The following is a 16682-nucleotide window of genomic DNA, read 5'->3' on the forward strand; positions in this document are numbered from 1 at the left end:
AAACGTTTTAGTTTCTTTCAAAAATTTTTTATTTATAAAAATAGTTATTGGACCGAAACAAAAGTACAATCAAGCCCATGAAATAACTACCAATTACTAGGACAATTGCTGCGTTAAGAAACACCCATCCTACGATCAAGTGGAGTGGCGCATAGTAAGCATAATCTCTAATTATTTTTGCGGCTTGGTATTCGTTTCGCCACTTCCAAGCAATAAGACTAGCACTAGCCCAAGCAAAAATAACTAACAAAAGTAGCGCTTGTGTATTGATCTCCAATAAAGGATTCCCTGTTAACAACTCATCGAAGGAGGTTTCGTTCATACTGATCATTCCCCTGTTTCTTATTGAACCCCACTACACTTTGTCCTAAAATGTCGTGTAACGTTTTTTTCGTACCTAGATAGAGGAAGAAAGAACCAGTGAAAAACAACCAACCGATCATTGGTAAAAAGTAGAGCAATTTTGCTACTTCCCTCATTCCTACAGTTAATAAATTACGTTGATTCGTAAAAACAACGAGTTTCGCAAAATGTTTGCCAATCGTTTTCCCCTCAAAACTACTCAAACAAATCATGTTGTAGACCACAAAGAGAAGTTGTGGCAAGACAATCGTTACTCCAGCAGGTACCATTAGGAGATAGCTAAGCATGGTACTTGGTAAAAAAATGATCATGCAATCAATCAAAAATGCTAGCAATCTTAGTAACAGCATATTTGTCCCCCTTTTTTCGAAAACCTTTTCGTTACATTCACATATTACCAGACATCTTTTCTCTATTCAAGCGTTTTCATAAAAAATAATGTTTATTTTTTCCGATTTCCTAATGGAAAATCGCGTAAATACTAAAACGTTTTAGATTGTCTGTTTTTTTGCAAGCGATTTGGTTGGGAACCAGCTTTACTTGTGATACCATGAAGCAAATACGAAAGAAGGCGATTTCTTGGATTTATGGCTTACAAATGTACAACTTGAGACGAGTTATTTAAAAGAAGGCGATTGGTCTTATGGAACCAAAACAGAAAATACAGCAATCGGAATCAATGATGGAAAAATAGCGAAGATCGTGCCGATGACCGAATGGCAGGCATCAAGCGAAGCGACGATCATTGATGGGGGAAATCAGTTATTGTTGCCAGGATTGATCGAAAAACATTGTCATTTGGACAAAAGTAAATTAGGTACTCCTTGGCGTCCAGTAACGCCGGCAGCTAGCTTGGTGGAACGATTTGAAACTGAGATTCCCCAATTAGATGCCTTGCCGTTATCGATCAAAGAACGCGGACAAGCGCTGATCGATTTAGAACTGCCTCATGGTGCGGTGATGTTCCGCTCACATATTGATATTGAACCAATGACTCAGCTGCGTTATTTTGATGCGATTACCGAATTAGTTGCCGAACAACCTTTTGGCTCGGAGTTGGTCTTATTCCCACAACATGGCTTATTGCGCTCAAATGCTGCTTCTTTGATTGAAGAAGCCTTAGCAACGGGCAAAGCATCTTTTATTGGCGGTGTTGATCCTTATACACTCGATCAAGATTACCAGGCTTCCTTACGGACAACTTTTGAACTTGCTCAAAAAGGACATGTCGGGATTGACCTCCATCTTCACGATCGGCAAGAAGCTGGCAGAGCGACCGTCAAAGAAATGATTCGTTTGACGAAGGAATTCAATATGCAAGGAAATGTGGCGATCAGTCACGCCTTTGGTCTAAATGACTTTGAAGGCACAGAACGCAAAGAAGTCTTTCAAGCCTTAGCAGATTTAGAGATCCACATCATTTCAAGTATTCCCATCAGCCCTGGCACGATTCCACCGCTTAAGGAATTGCAAAGCTATGGCGTTGCTGTTCATATTGGTTGCGACAACGTCTATGATTCTTGGTCTTCTCTAGGAGATGGTTCTTTACAAGAAAAACTGGCCCGCTATTTAGAGATTTTTGCCGTCAAAAGTCAGGAAGACTTGACGCAAGCATTAGGTTTAGTCACGGATGGCAAAGTCCCGTTGGATAAAAACGGTGTGCAGCAATGGCCTAAGGTTGGTGATTCGGCTGATTTCTTACTGACACCAGCTACTTGTACGGCAGAATTCGTTGCCCGTAAAGGCTTCGTCAGCAAAAGCTTTTATCAAGGAACAGTTGTTTTCACCGCATAAATCTTACCTATATAAAAGGCATCTGCGCTTCTTTTTAGAGGCGCAGATGCCTTTTTTCAGGAATAGTCGTTTGCTAATTGTACATAGTCTTTCAGGTAAATGAATCAACCTGCTGCTTCATAAACTCTTCTATTTCACTTTTTAGTGGCATTCCTGTTTGAGCCCCCAGCTTTTGAACGGACAGACTAGCTCCATTATTCGCCATACAAACGGCTTCATAAAAATCGGCTCCTTCCCCTAAAGCTGCTGCCAAGATGCCATTAAAGGTATCCCCCGCACCGGTAGTGTCTACAACTGAAACTTTGTTCGATGGAATCGTCACAACTTGTGACTTTTCTACAAATGTTACCCCTTTGCTTCCTCGTGTGACAACGATTCGCGTGGCATATTTTTTTTGCCAATCAGCAATGACCTGCTCAATTTCGTCTTCCAAAATGGCCTCTTTACCGATCAAAGCGGCAAATTCCGTTTCATTTGGTGTCAAAATATCAATATACGGCAGGAGTTCCGGTACGATTTCATTGTAAGGAGCAGGATTCAAAATCGTTAGAACTCCTTTTTTCTTGGCAAGAATCAATGCTTGTTTGATTGTTTCCACAGGAATTTCCAGTTGAGTAAGTAAGATATCCCCTTGTGAAAGTTCACTGATTGTTTGCTGAACGTAGGCTTCATCGATCAGTCCATTCGCACCGGGGACGACAGTGATACAATTATCCTCTGCTAATTTAAAAATACTCGCAATTCCTGTGAACATATTTTTTTCACGGGAAACAGCCGATAAATCGAGAGCTTCTCTGCTGAGGTGCTGAAGAACCTTTTCCCCAAAAGTATCTTCCCCGATTTTCCCTAAAAATTTTGATGATGCACCGTAACGAGAAGCTGCCACTGCTTGATTTGCTCCTTTGCCCCCGACAAAATAATCAATTTGCTCCCCAATGATCGTTTCGCCGATCCTCGGCATTCGTGTTGTCGTGATCACGATATCCATGTTCACACTACCTAAAATCGTTATCTTACTCAAAAAATCACCTATTTCTCTTGAATATATAAAAAGGACCAAAGGCTTCCCGACCCTCAATGGTCGTTTCACCAACCTTTAAAAACCCTGTTTTTACAAATAATCGCTGCATGGGCAGATTGGTATGATTTGTGATTGAAAGAAGTGTTTCCCCTTCATCACACTGTTGTTCCAAACAGCTTCTGATCCACTGGCGGCCAAAGCCTTGCCCCGCTTGAGATGGTCTCGCAACGAGTCGCTGAATCGTTCTTATCCCATGATATTCTTTGCTACAATTTGACAATGAGTCAACTGACAAAACACCGGCACTTACAATGTTTTTATTTTCATCCTTCAACACAAACAGTTCCTTTTTCTCGATATCCTTCGCTAAGATTTCTAGGGAGGGATAAGTATCAGTCCACTGGTAGATTTTCCTTCTATTCATCTGCTGCTTTGCTTCGATGAACATTTGAAAAATCTCTGCTAATTCTTGTCGTGACGCCCTTTGAAGTTCATTCATGACTCTAGTAAGGGAGCAATACCAACGACAAAATGACCACTGCTATAATCCCAACGATCGTTGGAACGCTGGTTCGTTTCAGTAACCGAACAGGGCTGACGTCGATTGAAGAAGACACAATCATAATTACAGCGGCAACTGGTGAGATCGTTCTGCCAAGATTGGCGATCATCTGCATTGGCAAGGCGATCAAAATCCCGTCAATTCCCGCTTTAGCGGCAATATCGGGAATCAGTTCAATCACAGCGTAAAACATCGCCAATCCTCCGCCACTCAAAATACCGAACAATGCGGTTGCGCCGCTGAATATCAATGCCGTTAACACGCCAGCAGATTGAGAATTTTCTACCGCACTCATTAGTGAATCAATCACTCCTAAGCTTTGGATAGCTGTGGTAAATAATGATCCACCCACAACCAACATGACTACTTGACTAAACCCTTGTCCCATTCCTTTGAATAGTTCCACTGCACTTTCTTGCGCGATTTTGAAAGATTTCTTTCTCAAACATTCAATCAGTAATGCGACAAAAAAGGAAATCATCGTTAGGACGAAAATATCCATTGTTACACCTTCTTTGAATATACCGATTATACCAACGATAATGATCAACACCAAAGGAAGGAGTGGTAAAATTGCATAAAATCCAGGAACAGCCGTTTCTTCTGACTTACTTTCAATTTCTTTTAGTTCTACAAAGGCATCTTTGCCTTCTTTTTTATCACAATACGTTTGCCAAAAGTAATGAACAATGGCCATGATCAGCAATGTTGGGATGGAAATTTTCGCATGGTACAGAACATAAGTTAAGATGTTGTAATTCAATGTCTGAGCCGCAATCACATTATCCGCACCTAATGGCGTCGGCATGATCGTGGCAGTCATTGCGATAACACCGGCTGCTGTTAAGGAAGAGATACCAATCCCTTGAAGCAGTGGATAAAGGATTGCCATCAAAATTATTGCCAAACTAGATGCACTTGGGACGACTAACGACATCAAATTCCCTAATAAGAAAACGATCGGAATAAATAATGCCTTAGACTTGATTTTGGTCATTGGCTGAACCAGGATATTGACAGCTTTTTGATTGGCACCAATGAGATTCATATAACCTGAATATCCGAATAAGATCATGATCACTAGACCAGCAGAACTTACTTGAGAGATGATCGTATCTTTAAGCTTTAAAAAAATATCGAATAAGGCCAAGCCAGTCCCTTCGCCTTCTGGGTAAAGCGGATTTCCTAAAGCAACGGATGCACAAAGCAAGACAAGTGCCCCAATAATCAAAATCAATGCTGGATTATAACTCTTAATAATAAAATATCCGACGATCCCCAAAACAACGAGTACTAAAATCGCTTCTATCATTTCTTTCCCCTCCTATTTACACTTGCTGATTGCCTGTAAAAACCATTCTTTAAAGAGCGCTTCATCGATATCGACACAAACACGGCAATTGTTTTTCTGCTTCAGACGATTGTTGAGATCGACAATTGTCGCACCTGCTGTGTAGGCTCCTTGTGTTTCGATCGCAACAAAAGTCTCTTGAACAGTGAACATCTCTGGACACAAAAGATAAGCAATCGCACAACTGTCATACATTTTCAGCCCCGTGCCAAAACTGCCACCACGGTATTTTTTGAATAATTGAACCATCATATCTCCGGTTTGATTCATTTCTTTGATTTTTGCGCTGTCTTCTGGGTAAACAAGCGCTTTTGCGCCCACATCTAATGGTGCTACAGAAAGTGGTAAGCCGCTCTCAAAAACAATCGTTGCAGCCTCGGGGTCAATCGCAATATTGAACTCTGACAATACACCAAAGTTTCCTCTGCCTAAGGCTCCGCCCATTAAAACGATCTCATCGATTTTTTCTTTGACTTCTGGATAAATCTTAAGCAAAAGAGCAATATTCGTTAGAGGACCTAATGCGACAATTGTGATTTTTTCTTTATTCTTTTTGATCGTTTGATACATCGCTTCCACAGCTGAAGTTTCCAGCAGCAATGAACGATCTGGTTCTGGAAATGAATAGCCGGCCATTCCTGTGACCCCATGAACATCGCTGGCATCTTTGACTGCTCGCGTTAGTGGCTGAGATGCACCTTGTGTTGCTGGAATCGACAAATCCCAAAAGGAAAGCAGTTTCAGTAAATTATTGGTGACATGTTCAATACCGACATTTCCGGCCACTGTCGTGATCAACTTGACCTCCAAGCCTTCACTAAATAGAGCAATTCCCAACGCAACTGCATCATCGATCCCCGGATCCGTATCAATAATGACTTCTTTTTTTGACATACGTATTCTCCTCTCACTTTTGATAAAACGTTTTATCATTTTTCTAAAAAAAGCGAACATCTGATAAAGCGTTTTATCTAATGTTCACACAAAGAATAGCATCGTTTTAAAGCGCTGTCAATAGTAAAAAAAGAGTTTCGCTAGGAAACTCTTTCAGTCACACTGTTCTTTTTTATCAATCTAGGTGTCAATTGGACGTAACGTGGCTTCTGTCCGCTGATTGCATTCATCAAGGCAAGAACCGTTTTTTCACCTAAATCATTTACATCTTGTTCCACAGACGTTAGAGATACTTCTAAAAGATCATTCAAAACAAGATTGTCGTATCCTACGATCGAAACATCCTCTGGAACCTTGATTCCTAGTTCTTTGGCACGCTTCATAATTCCCAATGCAATCAAGTCGTTGCCAGCAACAATGCCGGTTACATCTCGGTTTTTTAAGAGAATGTCTGCTTTTTCATAGGCGTCTTCAAATTGGAACTTTGTTACCACATGCCAACTGTCTTTTCGTTGGAGATTGAATTCCTTCAGCGCATCTAAATAGCCTTGGTATCGATACACACAATTGATATTTTTATCAGGGTTCATCATCGTACCAATCTTTTTGTGTCCTTTTTTTATTAGCTCACTGGTAGCAATGTATCCCCCATGCCGATTATTATAAAAGACTTGATCGACCTCAAAGTTATCTATTCCTCTATCAACCAAAACGATTGGAACCGAAAGATTCTTCAATCGTTCTTTGGTTTGTACCTCATCCGCGTAGGATTCGGTTGAAAGGGCGATGATCAACGCATCAACGTTGCGGTCAATCAGGAGCTGAATCAATTCCTTCTCAACGTCAACTTTATCATCTGAGTTGACCAAAATCAGCAGATACCCCTGTTTTCGCAGCAAATCTTCTAAGACCTTGGCCAAGTTGGCAAAAAAAGGATTGTTGATATCTGGGATGATCAGTCCGATCGTATTGGTTTTTTTCAAAACCAGGCTTTTAGCCGCAGCATTCGGCGTATAATTGTTTTCTGCCGCCAAGCGCTTGATTTGCTGTTTTTTTTCTTCTGTGATCCGAATCGGTTTGTCATTTAACACTTGAGAAACGGCTGCGATCGATACACCTACTTCTTTTGCAATGTCTTTTAATCTGACTTTCACTGAATACTCCTTTCACTTTCCTAATTTTGTAAATGAACCAAGCACTCAATCTTGTGTTTTCAGTAAATCCTTTTTATACTGCTGAAAAAATGGATTTGAGAATTAGACAAAGATGATTGATTAAAGATTATACTGTTTTTTTGAATTCCTCTTAGATGTTCCACCTCACCCAATCAGCAAACAATTCTGGCCAACGGACAACCGATGCTTCGATCCCGTGTTGATTGCCGTTGGCGGTTTCCGGTGTTCCTAAACTTAGTCCATGACCACCGCGAGGGAAAATGTGCAGCTCATAAGGTATATTAAATTTGCGCAGCTGTTCGGCAAAAAGGAGGCTGTTTTCCGCCAAGACTAATCCATCTTCTAACGTATGCCAAAGAAACGTCGGCGGTGTCTGTTCATTGACTAAAGTCTCTAAAGACAAAGCCGCTTTTTCTGTTTCATAGCGATCTGCTAATAATGAACGGAAGGAATCTTGGTGCCCAAGTTCACCACTAGATAAGACCGGATAACTCAACAGTAACCCGTTAGGTCGCCATTCTTCATTGGCTCCTTGTAAAGCCTCTGCTAGAAAAGGTTGCTGCCAAGACACACCCAGATTAGCAGCTAAGTGACCGCCAGCTGAAAAACCGGCAACAATGATTTTTTCAGGATCGACGTGCCAGACCTCATGATTGGTGCGGACAAGACGAACGGCAGCCGCCAATTCCTTTAAGGCTAACGGATAGACAGCCGGTTTGATACTATAATGCAACACAAAGGCTTGGAAACCAAAGCTCATCATTTTGATGGCGATGGGTTCCGCTTCGCGATCAGACAACATTTCATAGCCGCCGCCAGGACAGATGATGACCGCTGGTCGAACACGATCTGGTTCCATTTCAGGAGAATTTTCCATGACATACGTGGTTAAACTGGCTTGGCTTTCTGGTAAAAGTGCGGTTCTTTTTTCATGTATCACGGATTGCGCCTCATTTCATTGTAATTTTATAGACGATTGGTTGGTCGGTTTCAATTGGTTCAAAAGTTAGTTGCAAGCCTTCATCGGTCACTTGCCAATCAATAGGCTGTTCTTCGTGTCCTAGAATCGTCACGGTTTGGATGATGCCGTGAAATTCTGGCAAATTTTGATCTTTAGACTGGGCCAGTGCTTGGATCCTTGCGTGTCCATTCTCAGGACTTGCCATGCCAATAGCATACAACGAATCCCCCTGAACCGTAAAGCGGAAATCCTGGCTCGTGTATGTCGTCGCCTGTGCCTCTTGAAATTGGCCTGAGACAACGGTCGTGGGTCCTTCCCCGGCTTTGCGCCATGGTTTCGCTTCATAAATGGCTTCACCGTTTACATCCAGCCACGCACCGATTTCTTTTAAGATCGTTTGATCTTTTTCTGGGATCGAACCATTCCCTTTCGGCCCGATATTCAAAAGAAGATTGCCATTTTTACTGACGACTTCGATCAAATCCTGTAAAATCTCACGCGTTGTTTTGTAATCCAACGTTGTGGTATAACACCATGAATTGCGAGCGATCGCTGTATCTGTTTGCCAGTAAAAAGGTTGTGGTTCGGCAAATTTTCCCCGTTCGATCTCCACAATACCACTACCAAACATCATGGCATCGTGTTTGTAGCAGATACCAACTTTTTTGCCCCATTCAGCCCCACGATTGTAATAGTAAGCAGCGAAAACTTGCAGGTGCTCCTTGAAGGCTTCGTGTTGGATCCACCAATCAAAATACAGCAGCTCTGGTTGATAGTTGTCGACGAGTTCACAGGTTCGCAGTAGCCAATCATCTAAAAACTCTTTTGAGGGATATGGCTCGCTATACAAATCTTGATTATCAGGTTCTGGCATAGCAGGCCAATAAAAGTCGCCTTTTTCTAACGGTTCCTTGATGTCGCTGTCAAATTCCTTACCATGTCCCATGAAAAACCAATGTTCGGCACGATGAGATGAGGTGCAAAAATGCAGGCCTTGTTCCTCAGCTGCTTCTTTTAATTCCGCAAGAATATCTTTTTTCGGTCCCATAACTGCCGCATTCCATTCAGAAAGCTCGCTTTTGTACATCTGAAACCCATCGTGATGTTCTGCAACGGGAAAAAGATAATTGGCACCGGCTTGTTTGATCAGTCGAATCCACTCATTTGCATCGAATTTTTCTGCAGTAAATATGGGAATAAAGTCTTTGTAGCCGAAGTTTTTTTGCGGACCGTAGGTGTTGATATGGTGATCGTATTCCGGATGGTCTTTGATGTACATATTTCTGGAGTACCACTCGTTATTAAATGCAGGAACACTATACAATCCCCAATGAATGAAGACCCCAAATTTTGCTTTGGGGAACCATTCCGGTAGAACAAAAGCGCCCAAAGATTGCCAATTTGGGAAAAAGGGGCCTTGATGCGCGACTTGGTGGATCGTTTCTACTGTGATCATGGTCTTTCCTCCAAAATACCGACTGTTTCCAGCCATGTTTTTGCAATCAACACATGTCCTGCAGTCGACGGATGCACACGATCACTGCTTAAGACATAGGATGACTGATAAAGCAAAAAATCATCAAACTTTTCCTGCGTATCTCCTAAAAGGATACCATACTCTTGCGCTACTTTAGCAAGCACGTGTTGGTAGTTGGTAAGCATTTTTCTTAGTGGATCTTCTTTGTTGGCTTCAACCATAAACGGGGTCAAGAGAATCATTCCTTTGACACTCGGTAATGTCTGAGCGATCAAATCACGCAACTCTGATTCAAATCTTTCAATCCCCACCAGTTCCGTTTGAGCAAATGTGCCATCAAAATGCCGCCACACATCATTTACACCGATCATGATCGTTACCCAATCTGGTTGAAATGCCGATACATCATCCTTCCAACGCTTCTTCAAATCGACGACTGTATCTCCACTGATGCCTCGGTTAACGATCATTAATTCCATTTGTGGGAGTAATGCTGTGGTATAGGCGTTGATCAGATGAACATAGCCGTCCCCCCATGACGACCATCCCGCAGGTATCGCTTGATAATTTCGATTACTATCTGTGATCGAATCCCCCATAAAAAGCAGACGATCTTTTTTATCCACTATCATTGTTTTCCTCCTTAAAGAAAGAAGACTGATCCGCTGGTGCTGGATCAATCTTCTTAAGTGATTGCTTAACCAAACGCTGTTTACTCACTTTTGTCAAGGAACCGTTGACCAACCATTTTTATGATTCTTTGTTTTTGATTAGTCCCCAAATTCTTTCGCTACTTCTACCCGTTTTTCGTTTTGATCTTTCGCATTATTCATGTCAAATTCTAGCACTGTTTGATAGCCTAAGCCGTCTGCTGTTTCTTGCATTTCTTTTAGCAATTGGTCAAATTCTGCTTCATCTTTGGCAAAAACCATTCGCCAAGAGTACTCGATGATTGTCGCTTTGGCTTGGTTCCGCAACGTAGAGATCTCCGAACTATCTTCTGGCGCTACATAGCTGGCACCAGGGGCAACTAACAATTGGTCGTTCTCCTCTAAATAGCCAATGGTCGATTCTGCACCACCCATATTTTTTGACCAATCTTCTTTTACAGGATCGGTTGTTTCATTTTGATAGCTTTCCCACATCGTATAAGCATATGGGAAGCCGGTATCAGGATTGATATCGATCGGTAATACCGTATTGACGTTTAGCGCGGATACACCATCTTTGTAACTTCCGCCACCATATTCTTCTGGCACATCCCCATCGCCATCTAGCAACGCTTGTTTCCCAAACTCAGTTAAGACAGGCTCGCCATCTTTCATTTCCCAAGTTAAGCCTTCAGGGCCACTACTACCGCTTGTTTGAGAAGAATTTGCTAACACGCCTTCTGAAGAGTAGAGCCAGTCAATGAAGGCTGCGATTCGCTCTGGGTCTTCGGCATTTGAACCGATCCCGATAAATTGTTTGCCACCGTAAACTTCCGCACCATAAGAGAAGATTTTTTGGTCTTGAATCGGTGCCAACATAAAGCCTTTTCCTTCATTCAAGTTCGTAGTCGTATTAAAAGCCGCTTGACCTAACCAAGGCCACCATGAGAATAAGACTTGTCCTTCTTGGAATTTGGCAAAAAGTGTATCGTAATTTTGCGTCGTTGATTCTGGATCCACTAAGCCCATTTGATTGGCTTGGAAATAAAACTTAAGTGCGCGAATATATTCAGAATCACTATCGAGAATGCTTTGATAATCAGAACCATCCGCTTTTGCCAAGACAAAACCTGATTCATCGTACCCATAGTAGGTGACCAGCTGTTTGCCTGCATTCATCATGTTGCCGTCCCAATCGCTGAATAGAGAAAACCCATAAACTTTTTTCCCAGAATCTGTTGTTGGATTGTCTTCTTGCATTTTTTGAATCACAGGAAGCAGGTCTTCCAATGTACCGATTTCTGGATATCCTTGCTCCCCATAAAGATCCCAACGCACATAAGCACCAAATGTAGGATCTAATCCTTCTGAAGGATCGGTGGCTTTTAATGTAGAAACGGAAGTTGGAAAGCCATATAGACCATCGGCATCTTTGTTTAGATTTTGAACAGCCGCATCGAAGCGCTGAACATTTTCCATAGTTTCATAATACTCGCTCGCATCGGTCAACAAACCAGCTTCAACCAATTCGTTGTATTGTTGGCCATTATCAACAATGATCAAATCGCCCAAATCACCTGCTGCCGTCCTCGTTTGATAAAGAGTGTCTCCGTTTCCAGCAACGTTTGGTGCGATGATGTTCAATTCCATATTGAATTTATCCCGCACGATTTTGGCAAACCAACCTTCTTGCATCCCCATATAGTTGGCTAGCCCATTATAGACATCGATCGTGATCGTTTCATCGTAGCCACTTTCGCTGGAAGCAGCGTCTGTGTCAGAGTCAGCCGCTCCTCCACAGCCGGCTAAACTACCTAGCAATGTCATGCCTAACAAACCTGTTGTTACATATTTCGACATTTTTTTCATTTTCTTCCCTCTTTCTTTTTATTAACCTTTCACCGCACCCAACATAATTCCTTTGACAAAATATTTCTGGAAAAGCGGATAAATAAACATGATTGGTAAAACAACAATGACTGAAACGGTCATGCGAATCGAAGTCGGTGTCTGCGTTGTTGCAGCTGAAGCGATACTGGAAAGTGATCCCGATGTATTTTTGACCATTTGTGCCAACGAATTGGCTTGATTGATATACGTATAAAGAAGGTATTGCAAGGAGTAGAGACTTTGATCCGTAATGTAAATCAGTGTATCTTGGAAAGAATTCCATTGACCAACTGCCGAGAAGATCGCGACTGTTGCTAAAATCGGCGTACAGTTGGGTAAAATTACCCGAAAGAATACTTGAATGATGCCAGCTCCATCCATTTCAGCTGCTTCTTGCAACGATTTGGGGATTGACTCAATATAGGTTTTCACTAAGATGATGTTAAAAGGCTGAACGACAGCCGGCAAAATATAGACCCAAAAATTATTCGTTAAACCTAATGTCTTCATCGTGATGAATAATGGAATCAGCCCTGCATTGAAATACATTGTAATCACGACAAAGCGATACCAAAATTTTCGTTTCCACATTTTTTCTTGGGTAAACATAAAGCCTAAGAAGGCTGAAGCTAAGACGGTTGCTGCTGTTCCGATCACCGTTCTAGCCACCGAAACGGTTGCGGCTAATGGCAACCCTTTTAGTTGTAACACTTGACTGTAGTTTTCAAAATGGATCTCTTGTGGAAAAAAGCGAATTTGTCCTAACGCACTCAACTCATTATTACTGATTGAATTAATAATCAAGTAATAAAAAGGATACGCGCAAATCAACGTAATCAGAAAGAAAAAGGTATAATTGAGGATACTAAACGTCAGGTTTTCACGTTTGGGTACTTTTTTCGCCTTTTTCTTTTCACTAATCGATAGTTCCATAGATATCCTCCTCTCCTAAATAATGGAAGTCCCCCGAATTTTTTTCGAAGCAATATTGACGATGGCTAACAAGGCAACAGAAATGACACTTTTTAGCATACTGATCGCGGTAGCCAGAGATAGACTATTTCCGCCCATCCCTAAATTGTAGACATACAAATCGAGGACTTGGATCGTATTTCGATTGAATGCATTTTGGAAAACAAAGTACTGATCCATCCCGTTGTTCAGCAAGTTGGCGATAGACAGCATCAGCATCACAAGGAACGTCGGCATCAAGGCAGGTAGTGTGATATGACGCATCAGACGGAAACGATTCGCCCCATCGATTCGTGCCGATTCATACAATTCGGGGTCAATTCCTGAAATGCCTGCCAGATACATGATGGCACCCCAGCCCAAGCCTTTCCAAATATTCCAAAGACACATCATCAGCCATGTATGATTGCCGCTATCCAAAAATTTGACTGGATCAGTAACGAAGCCCCATTCTTGCAGCAACGTGTTTACCAGCCCTGTTGAAGAAAACAAGCTAAAGGCGATCGTATACACCAAAACCCAACTGATAAAATTTGGCAGCGTGGTCAGCGTTTGGACCAAGTTTTTAAACCATTTGCACTTGATTTCGTTCAGTAAAATGGCGAAGCCTACTGGTAGGATCGAAGTGGTGATCCCTAAAAAACTCATGGCAAAGGTGTTTTTCATTACTTGTACGATCTGATCCACTTGTGTTGGACTAGAGACAAGAAGTCGAAACCATTTGAAGCCTACAAACTCGCTGCGCGCTAAACCTAATGCTGGTTTGTAATCATAAAGTGAATAAATCCATCCGTGCAAAGGAAAATAAGAGAACAAAAACACGAGAATCAGGAAGGGAACGATACATAAAAACAAAATCTTCCCTTCTCGTGTCACCCGCTTATTTTTTCTTGGGACACTGCTTAATTTACTTTCCATTTTCCTCCCCCTTTTTTGTAACCGCTTTTACATTTTTAATACTAGCACCTGAAATCTTATTTGCCACCTGTTAAAAATAGAGGTCAATCCGTACATTTTAGACTTTATTTTTCTTTTATTTATAAAGAATACTGATATATCAAGGTTTCAGATAAAAGACACCTAAATGGTAAGGCTTTCAAAATTTGTTTTTTGCGAGTACTATAGGAATATATCAATTTTGGAGGGATAAAAATGAAGTACAATCCTGATGGTCAACTGTACAAAATAACCACCGTTTTTTCACAATTCACATTGTTAAATTTACTATATATCATTAGCTGTTTGCCAATTATTACGATTGGAGCTGCGACAGCTGCCCTTTATGAAGTGACGATTCGTTATGCGGATGAAGAGCGTGGTGAATTGATCGTGGGCTATGTCCGAGCGCTACGAGCAAACTTTATGAAAGCCACCGGTAGTTTTCTCCTTCTTGGATTGCCCATGGTAGCACTACTGTATAGTAGCTTGTTTTGGTTTTCCTCAAAAACCATTCTTGCCAGTATTTTTGCCTTCGTTCTAATTGTTACAGCTATTTATCTGTTTATTGTGTTAGTCTATTGCCTCGCGTTAATTGGACGTTATGAAAACAGCTTTAGGCAAACATTAAAAAACGCGTTTCTGTTACCGATCGCGGACCCTATCCGTTCGTTAGCCCTCGCGCTTATTCCTATCGCTGCGTTTTGTTTTGTTGTTTTATTTCCGTTGTTTAAATTCCTCTTGTTGATTTTTGGTTTTTCTTTCGTTATTTATTGTAGTTCGTTCCTGTTGCTTTCCATCTTTCGTAATCAGCAAGCATGAAAAAAATCAGTCATCTCTCACTTTTTCGTCGTCTGAGTCAGTTTTCCATTCGGCGACAATTATTCATTCTTTATCTGCCTGTTGTTTTTTTATCCACAGTGACTATTGGTCTCTTATTGGTCTACGATTCAACCAAGCAGCTGACAGGCAATTACCAACACTTGGCAGAGTTGAATGCTCAGCGTGTCAAATCTGTTCTTTTTGATACAACAAACACGCTGACCAACACGGCGAGTTCCTTATCAAACGATACTCATCTACGTCAGCTTTTAACTGCAAATTACCTTGACGACCAAGAAGCGATCGTGGACATCAATAGCTATGATCAGCTAGATGAGATCAGAAATCTTCAAACCTCGATTGCGAAATTAACTATCTATACGACGAATCAAACCATTCCGAACTATAAATATTTTCAACAGGCAGATGACACAATTCAAGCGACCGCCTGGTACCAACGAGCCCTCAAGCAACCCGATGCTTTTTTGATGACGATGCCAGAGGATTACAAAGCAAATCGTTTGAGTCTTTATAAAACGTTGCCTTTGCCTTTATCAAAAGAAACTGCCGTTTTGGAGATCCAAGTCGATTATAATTATCTCAGCAACCGACTTCGTAATTCATCCTATGAATTGGAATTACAGTTAAATGATGATGTCATCTTTTATAGCGACAAAATCAATCAAGTCGGTGAACCGGGACAGCTTACGACTCTTTCTGAGCCGCAAACGAGTGCTGCCTTTTTAAAAGATGATGGTACCAAGGTGATGCTCACCAAAAGCACCTTACCCATGAGTAACAAAGAAGACATCATCACAATTTATAGTGCGGATACAAATGCCTATAGCAATCTACGCGCCAATCTGATCCGTTGGAGCACGATCGTTTTGGTGATTTTGATCACTACTTTCATCATCGTCTTTCTGTTTGCTCGATTCTTTACCAAACGAATTTCTCAACTGCAGCAGGCGGTCTACTTTGCCTCGATCGAGGATTATGATTTCTTTCAAAATATTAGTGGCGAAGACGAAATTTCTCAGATCTCTCTTGATTTCCATAAGATCATTCAACGAATCAAGAAAAAAGAAGAAGAGATCTACCGTTCGCGTCTGGCGCAGCAAGAGCTGTTGACTCAACAACAGCAAATGGAATTTAATATCTTAGCGGGGCAGATCAATCCCCACTTTTTGTTCAACACGTTAGAAACGATTCGCATGATGGCGCTGACTTCCGGCAATTCTGACGTCGTTTACGCCATCAAATTACTGGCAAAATCGATGCGCTATACGCTAGAAGCCCACGGAACCAAGCGAACGAGTTTAGAAGAGTCCTTAGATGCCGTTCACGTATATGTCAAGATCCAGCGGATGCGCTTTGGCGATCGAGTCAACTTTTCCTATTCAGTCTCCAATGAGATCGACCAAAAAGAAGTCCAAATATTGCCCCTCCTGATTCAACCATTGGTGGAAAACGCCATCTCCCATGGCTTGGAAGGCATCACCTATCCAGGGTTTGTCCGTTTGACGATCACCAAAGACGGCCATGATCTGGTGATCGTGGTACAAGACAACGGCAGCGGGATACCGCCAGAAAAACTCGAAGGCTTGCAGCAAAAAATCAAGACGCCCTCCACCCATGCCAAAAAGAACATTGGGCTAGCCAACGTCAATCATCGGGTCAAAATGTTTTATGGACCTGAATACGGCTTGACGATCGAGAGTGTGCTGGGCAGTGGCACACAAGTTACCTTGCGGATCCACGATCTAAGCCAAGATTCATTTTCTCCTCGCTAAAACAGTAAAGCCCCCCTTCGA

General features: G+C 41.7%; 16 protein-coding genes. 3 read left to right on the top strand and 13 right to left on the bottom strand.

Annotation, left to right across the window (positions count from 1 at the left end; translation table 11 throughout):
- Positions 1–28: 28 nt before the first annotated feature.
- Positions 29–322 (bottom strand): hypothetical protein, encoded by a 294-nt coding sequence (locus tag IGJ17_RS13415; RefSeq protein WP_005234082.1) that lies wholly within the window; start codon positions 320–322, stop codon positions 29–31.
- A complete protein-coding gene (locus tag IGJ17_RS13420) occupies positions 300–713 on the bottom strand; it encodes an RDD family protein (protein ID WP_005234081.1) in 414 nt (137 codons plus the stop codon). Before IGJ17_RS13420 ends, IGJ17_RS13415 begins: the two co-directional genes overlap by 23 nt.
- A 229-nt stretch (positions 714–942) precedes the next feature.
- Here IGJ17_RS13420 and IGJ17_RS13425 point away from each other — a divergent pair, with 229 nt between their 5' ends.
- The gene (locus IGJ17_RS13425) at positions 943–2157 is read left to right on the top strand and encodes an amidohydrolase family protein (protein ID WP_429961512.1); all 1215 of its coding nucleotides are present in this window, start codon (positions 943–945) and stop codon (positions 2155–2157) included.
- A 91-nt stretch (positions 2158–2248) separates the two neighbouring features.
- Here the strand turns inward: IGJ17_RS13425 and rbsK are convergent, their stop codons facing one another.
- The 11 genes from rbsK to IGJ17_RS13480 form a co-directional block, all read right to left on the bottom strand.
- Positions 2249–3178 carry a ribokinase gene (gene rbsK / locus IGJ17_RS13430; protein WP_429961513.1) on the bottom strand — a complete coding sequence of 310 codons (930 nt, stop codon included), beginning with the start codon at positions 3176–3178 and terminating at the stop codon, positions 2249–2251.
- A 4-nt stretch (positions 3179–3182) separates the two neighbouring features.
- Positions 3183–3677 (bottom strand): GNAT family N-acetyltransferase, encoded by a 495-nt coding sequence (locus IGJ17_RS13435; protein ID WP_086332659.1) that lies wholly within the window; start codon positions 3675–3677, stop codon positions 3183–3185.
- Positions 3678–3681: 4 nt separating this feature from the next.
- Entirely contained in the window at positions 3682–5052 is a 1371-nt protein-coding gene (gene dcuC, locus IGJ17_RS13440; protein WP_005234077.1) for a C4-dicarboxylate transporter DcuC, read from the bottom strand.
- A 12-nt stretch (positions 5053–5064) separates the two neighbouring features.
- Positions 5065–5985 (bottom strand): ribonucleoside hydrolase RihC, encoded by a 921-nt coding sequence (gene rihC / locus IGJ17_RS13445; RefSeq protein WP_429961514.1) that lies wholly within the window; start codon positions 5983–5985, stop codon positions 5065–5067.
- Between the two features lie 140 nt (positions 5986–6125).
- Positions 6126–7139 carry a LacI family DNA-binding transcriptional regulator gene (locus IGJ17_RS13450; protein WP_008380606.1) on the bottom strand — a complete coding sequence of 338 codons (1014 nt, stop codon included), beginning with the start codon at positions 7137–7139 and terminating at the stop codon, positions 6126–6128.
- Positions 7140–7290: 151 nt separating this feature from the next.
- Complete coding sequence (locus IGJ17_RS13455; protein ID WP_008380605.1) at positions 7291–8100, bottom strand: alpha/beta hydrolase; 810 nt, start codon at positions 8098–8100, stop codon at positions 7291–7293.
- 10 nt (positions 8101–8110) lie between these two features.
- A complete protein-coding gene (locus tag IGJ17_RS13460) occupies positions 8111–9577 on the bottom strand; it encodes an alpha-L-fucosidase (RefSeq protein WP_016612761.1) in 1467 nt (488 codons plus the stop codon).
- Positions 9574–10230 carry an SGNH/GDSL hydrolase family protein gene (locus tag IGJ17_RS13465; protein WP_086316534.1) on the bottom strand — a complete coding sequence of 219 codons (657 nt, stop codon included), beginning with the start codon at positions 10228–10230 and terminating at the stop codon, positions 9574–9576. The genes IGJ17_RS13460 and IGJ17_RS13465 overlap by 4 nt, the downstream gene beginning before the upstream one ends.
- A gap of 138 nt (positions 10231–10368) precedes the next feature.
- Positions 10369–12117 (bottom strand): ABC transporter solute-binding protein, encoded by a 1749-nt coding sequence (locus tag IGJ17_RS13470; protein ID WP_016612762.1) that lies wholly within the window; start codon positions 12115–12117, stop codon positions 10369–10371.
- 21 nt (positions 12118–12138) lie between these two features.
- Positions 12139–13071 carry a carbohydrate ABC transporter permease gene (locus IGJ17_RS13475; protein ID WP_005234069.1) on the bottom strand — a complete coding sequence of 311 codons (933 nt, stop codon included), beginning with the start codon at positions 13069–13071 and terminating at the stop codon, positions 12139–12141.
- Positions 13072–13086: 15 nt separating this feature from the next.
- Positions 13087–14028, bottom strand: coding sequence for an ABC transporter permease (locus IGJ17_RS13480; RefSeq protein WP_429961515.1), 942 nt, complete (start codon positions 14026–14028; stop codon positions 13087–13089).
- A 234-nt stretch (positions 14029–14262) separates the two neighbouring features.
- Between IGJ17_RS13480 and IGJ17_RS13485 the strand changes: the two genes are divergently transcribed.
- Together IGJ17_RS13485 and IGJ17_RS13490 are read left to right on the top strand one after the other, a co-directional pair.
- On the top strand, positions 14263–14868 hold the full coding sequence (locus IGJ17_RS13485) for a YesL family protein (RefSeq protein WP_005234068.1): 606 nt from the start codon (positions 14263–14265) through the stop codon (positions 14866–14868).
- A complete protein-coding gene (locus tag IGJ17_RS13490; protein ID WP_429961516.1) occupies positions 14865–16661 on the top strand; it encodes a sensor histidine kinase in 1797 nt (598 codons plus the stop codon). Before IGJ17_RS13485 ends, IGJ17_RS13490 begins: the two co-directional genes overlap by 4 nt.
- The last annotated feature ends 21 nt before the right edge of the window (positions 16662–16682 follow it).

Origin of the sequence: Enterococcus sp. DIV1096b (assembly GCF_050498765.1) — a bacterium.
Taxonomy (GTDB): domain Bacteria; phylum Bacillota; class Bacilli; order Lactobacillales; family Enterococcaceae; genus Enterococcus_D; species Enterococcus_D entomosocium.

Coding starts and splice junctions, on each gene's coding strand:
- dcuC (WP_005234077.1), bottom strand. CDS start 5,052: ATGATAGAAGCGATTTTAGTACTCGTTGTTTTGGGGATCGTCGGATAT.
- IGJ17_RS13460 (WP_016612761.1), bottom strand. CDS start 9,577: ATGATCACAGTAGAAACGATCCACCAAGTCGCGCATCAAGGCCCCTTT.
- IGJ17_RS13415 (WP_005234082.1), bottom strand. CDS start 322: ATGAACGAAACCTCCTTCGATGAGTTGTTAACAGGGAATCCTTTATTG.
- IGJ17_RS13470 (WP_016612762.1), bottom strand. CDS start 12,117: ATGAAAAAAATGTCGAAATATGTAACAACAGGTTTGTTAGGCATGACA.
- IGJ17_RS13480 (WP_429961515.1), bottom strand. CDS start 14,028: ATGGAAAGTAAATTAAGCAGTGTCCCAAGAAAAAATAAGCGGGTGACA.
- IGJ17_RS13475 (WP_005234069.1), bottom strand. CDS start 13,071: ATGGAACTATCGATTAGTGAAAAGAAAAAGGCGAAAAAAGTACCCAAA.
- IGJ17_RS13465 (WP_086316534.1), bottom strand. CDS start 10,230: ATGATAGTGGATAAAAAAGATCGTCTGCTTTTTATGGGGGATTCGATC.
- rihC (WP_429961514.1), bottom strand. CDS start 5,985: ATGTCAAAAAAAGAAGTCATTATTGATACGGATCCGGGGATCGATGAT.
- IGJ17_RS13485 (WP_005234068.1), top strand. CDS start 14,263: ATGAAGTACAATCCTGATGGTCAACTGTACAAAATAACCACCGTTTTT.
- IGJ17_RS13435 (WP_086332659.1), bottom strand. CDS start 3,677: ATGAATGAACTTCAAAGGGCGTCACGACAAGAATTAGCAGAGATTTTT.
- IGJ17_RS13490 (WP_429961516.1), top strand. CDS start 14,865: ATGAAAAAAATCAGTCATCTCTCACTTTTTCGTCGTCTGAGTCAGTTT.
- IGJ17_RS13420 (WP_005234081.1), bottom strand. CDS start 713: ATGCTGTTACTAAGATTGCTAGCATTTTTGATTGATTGCATGATCATT.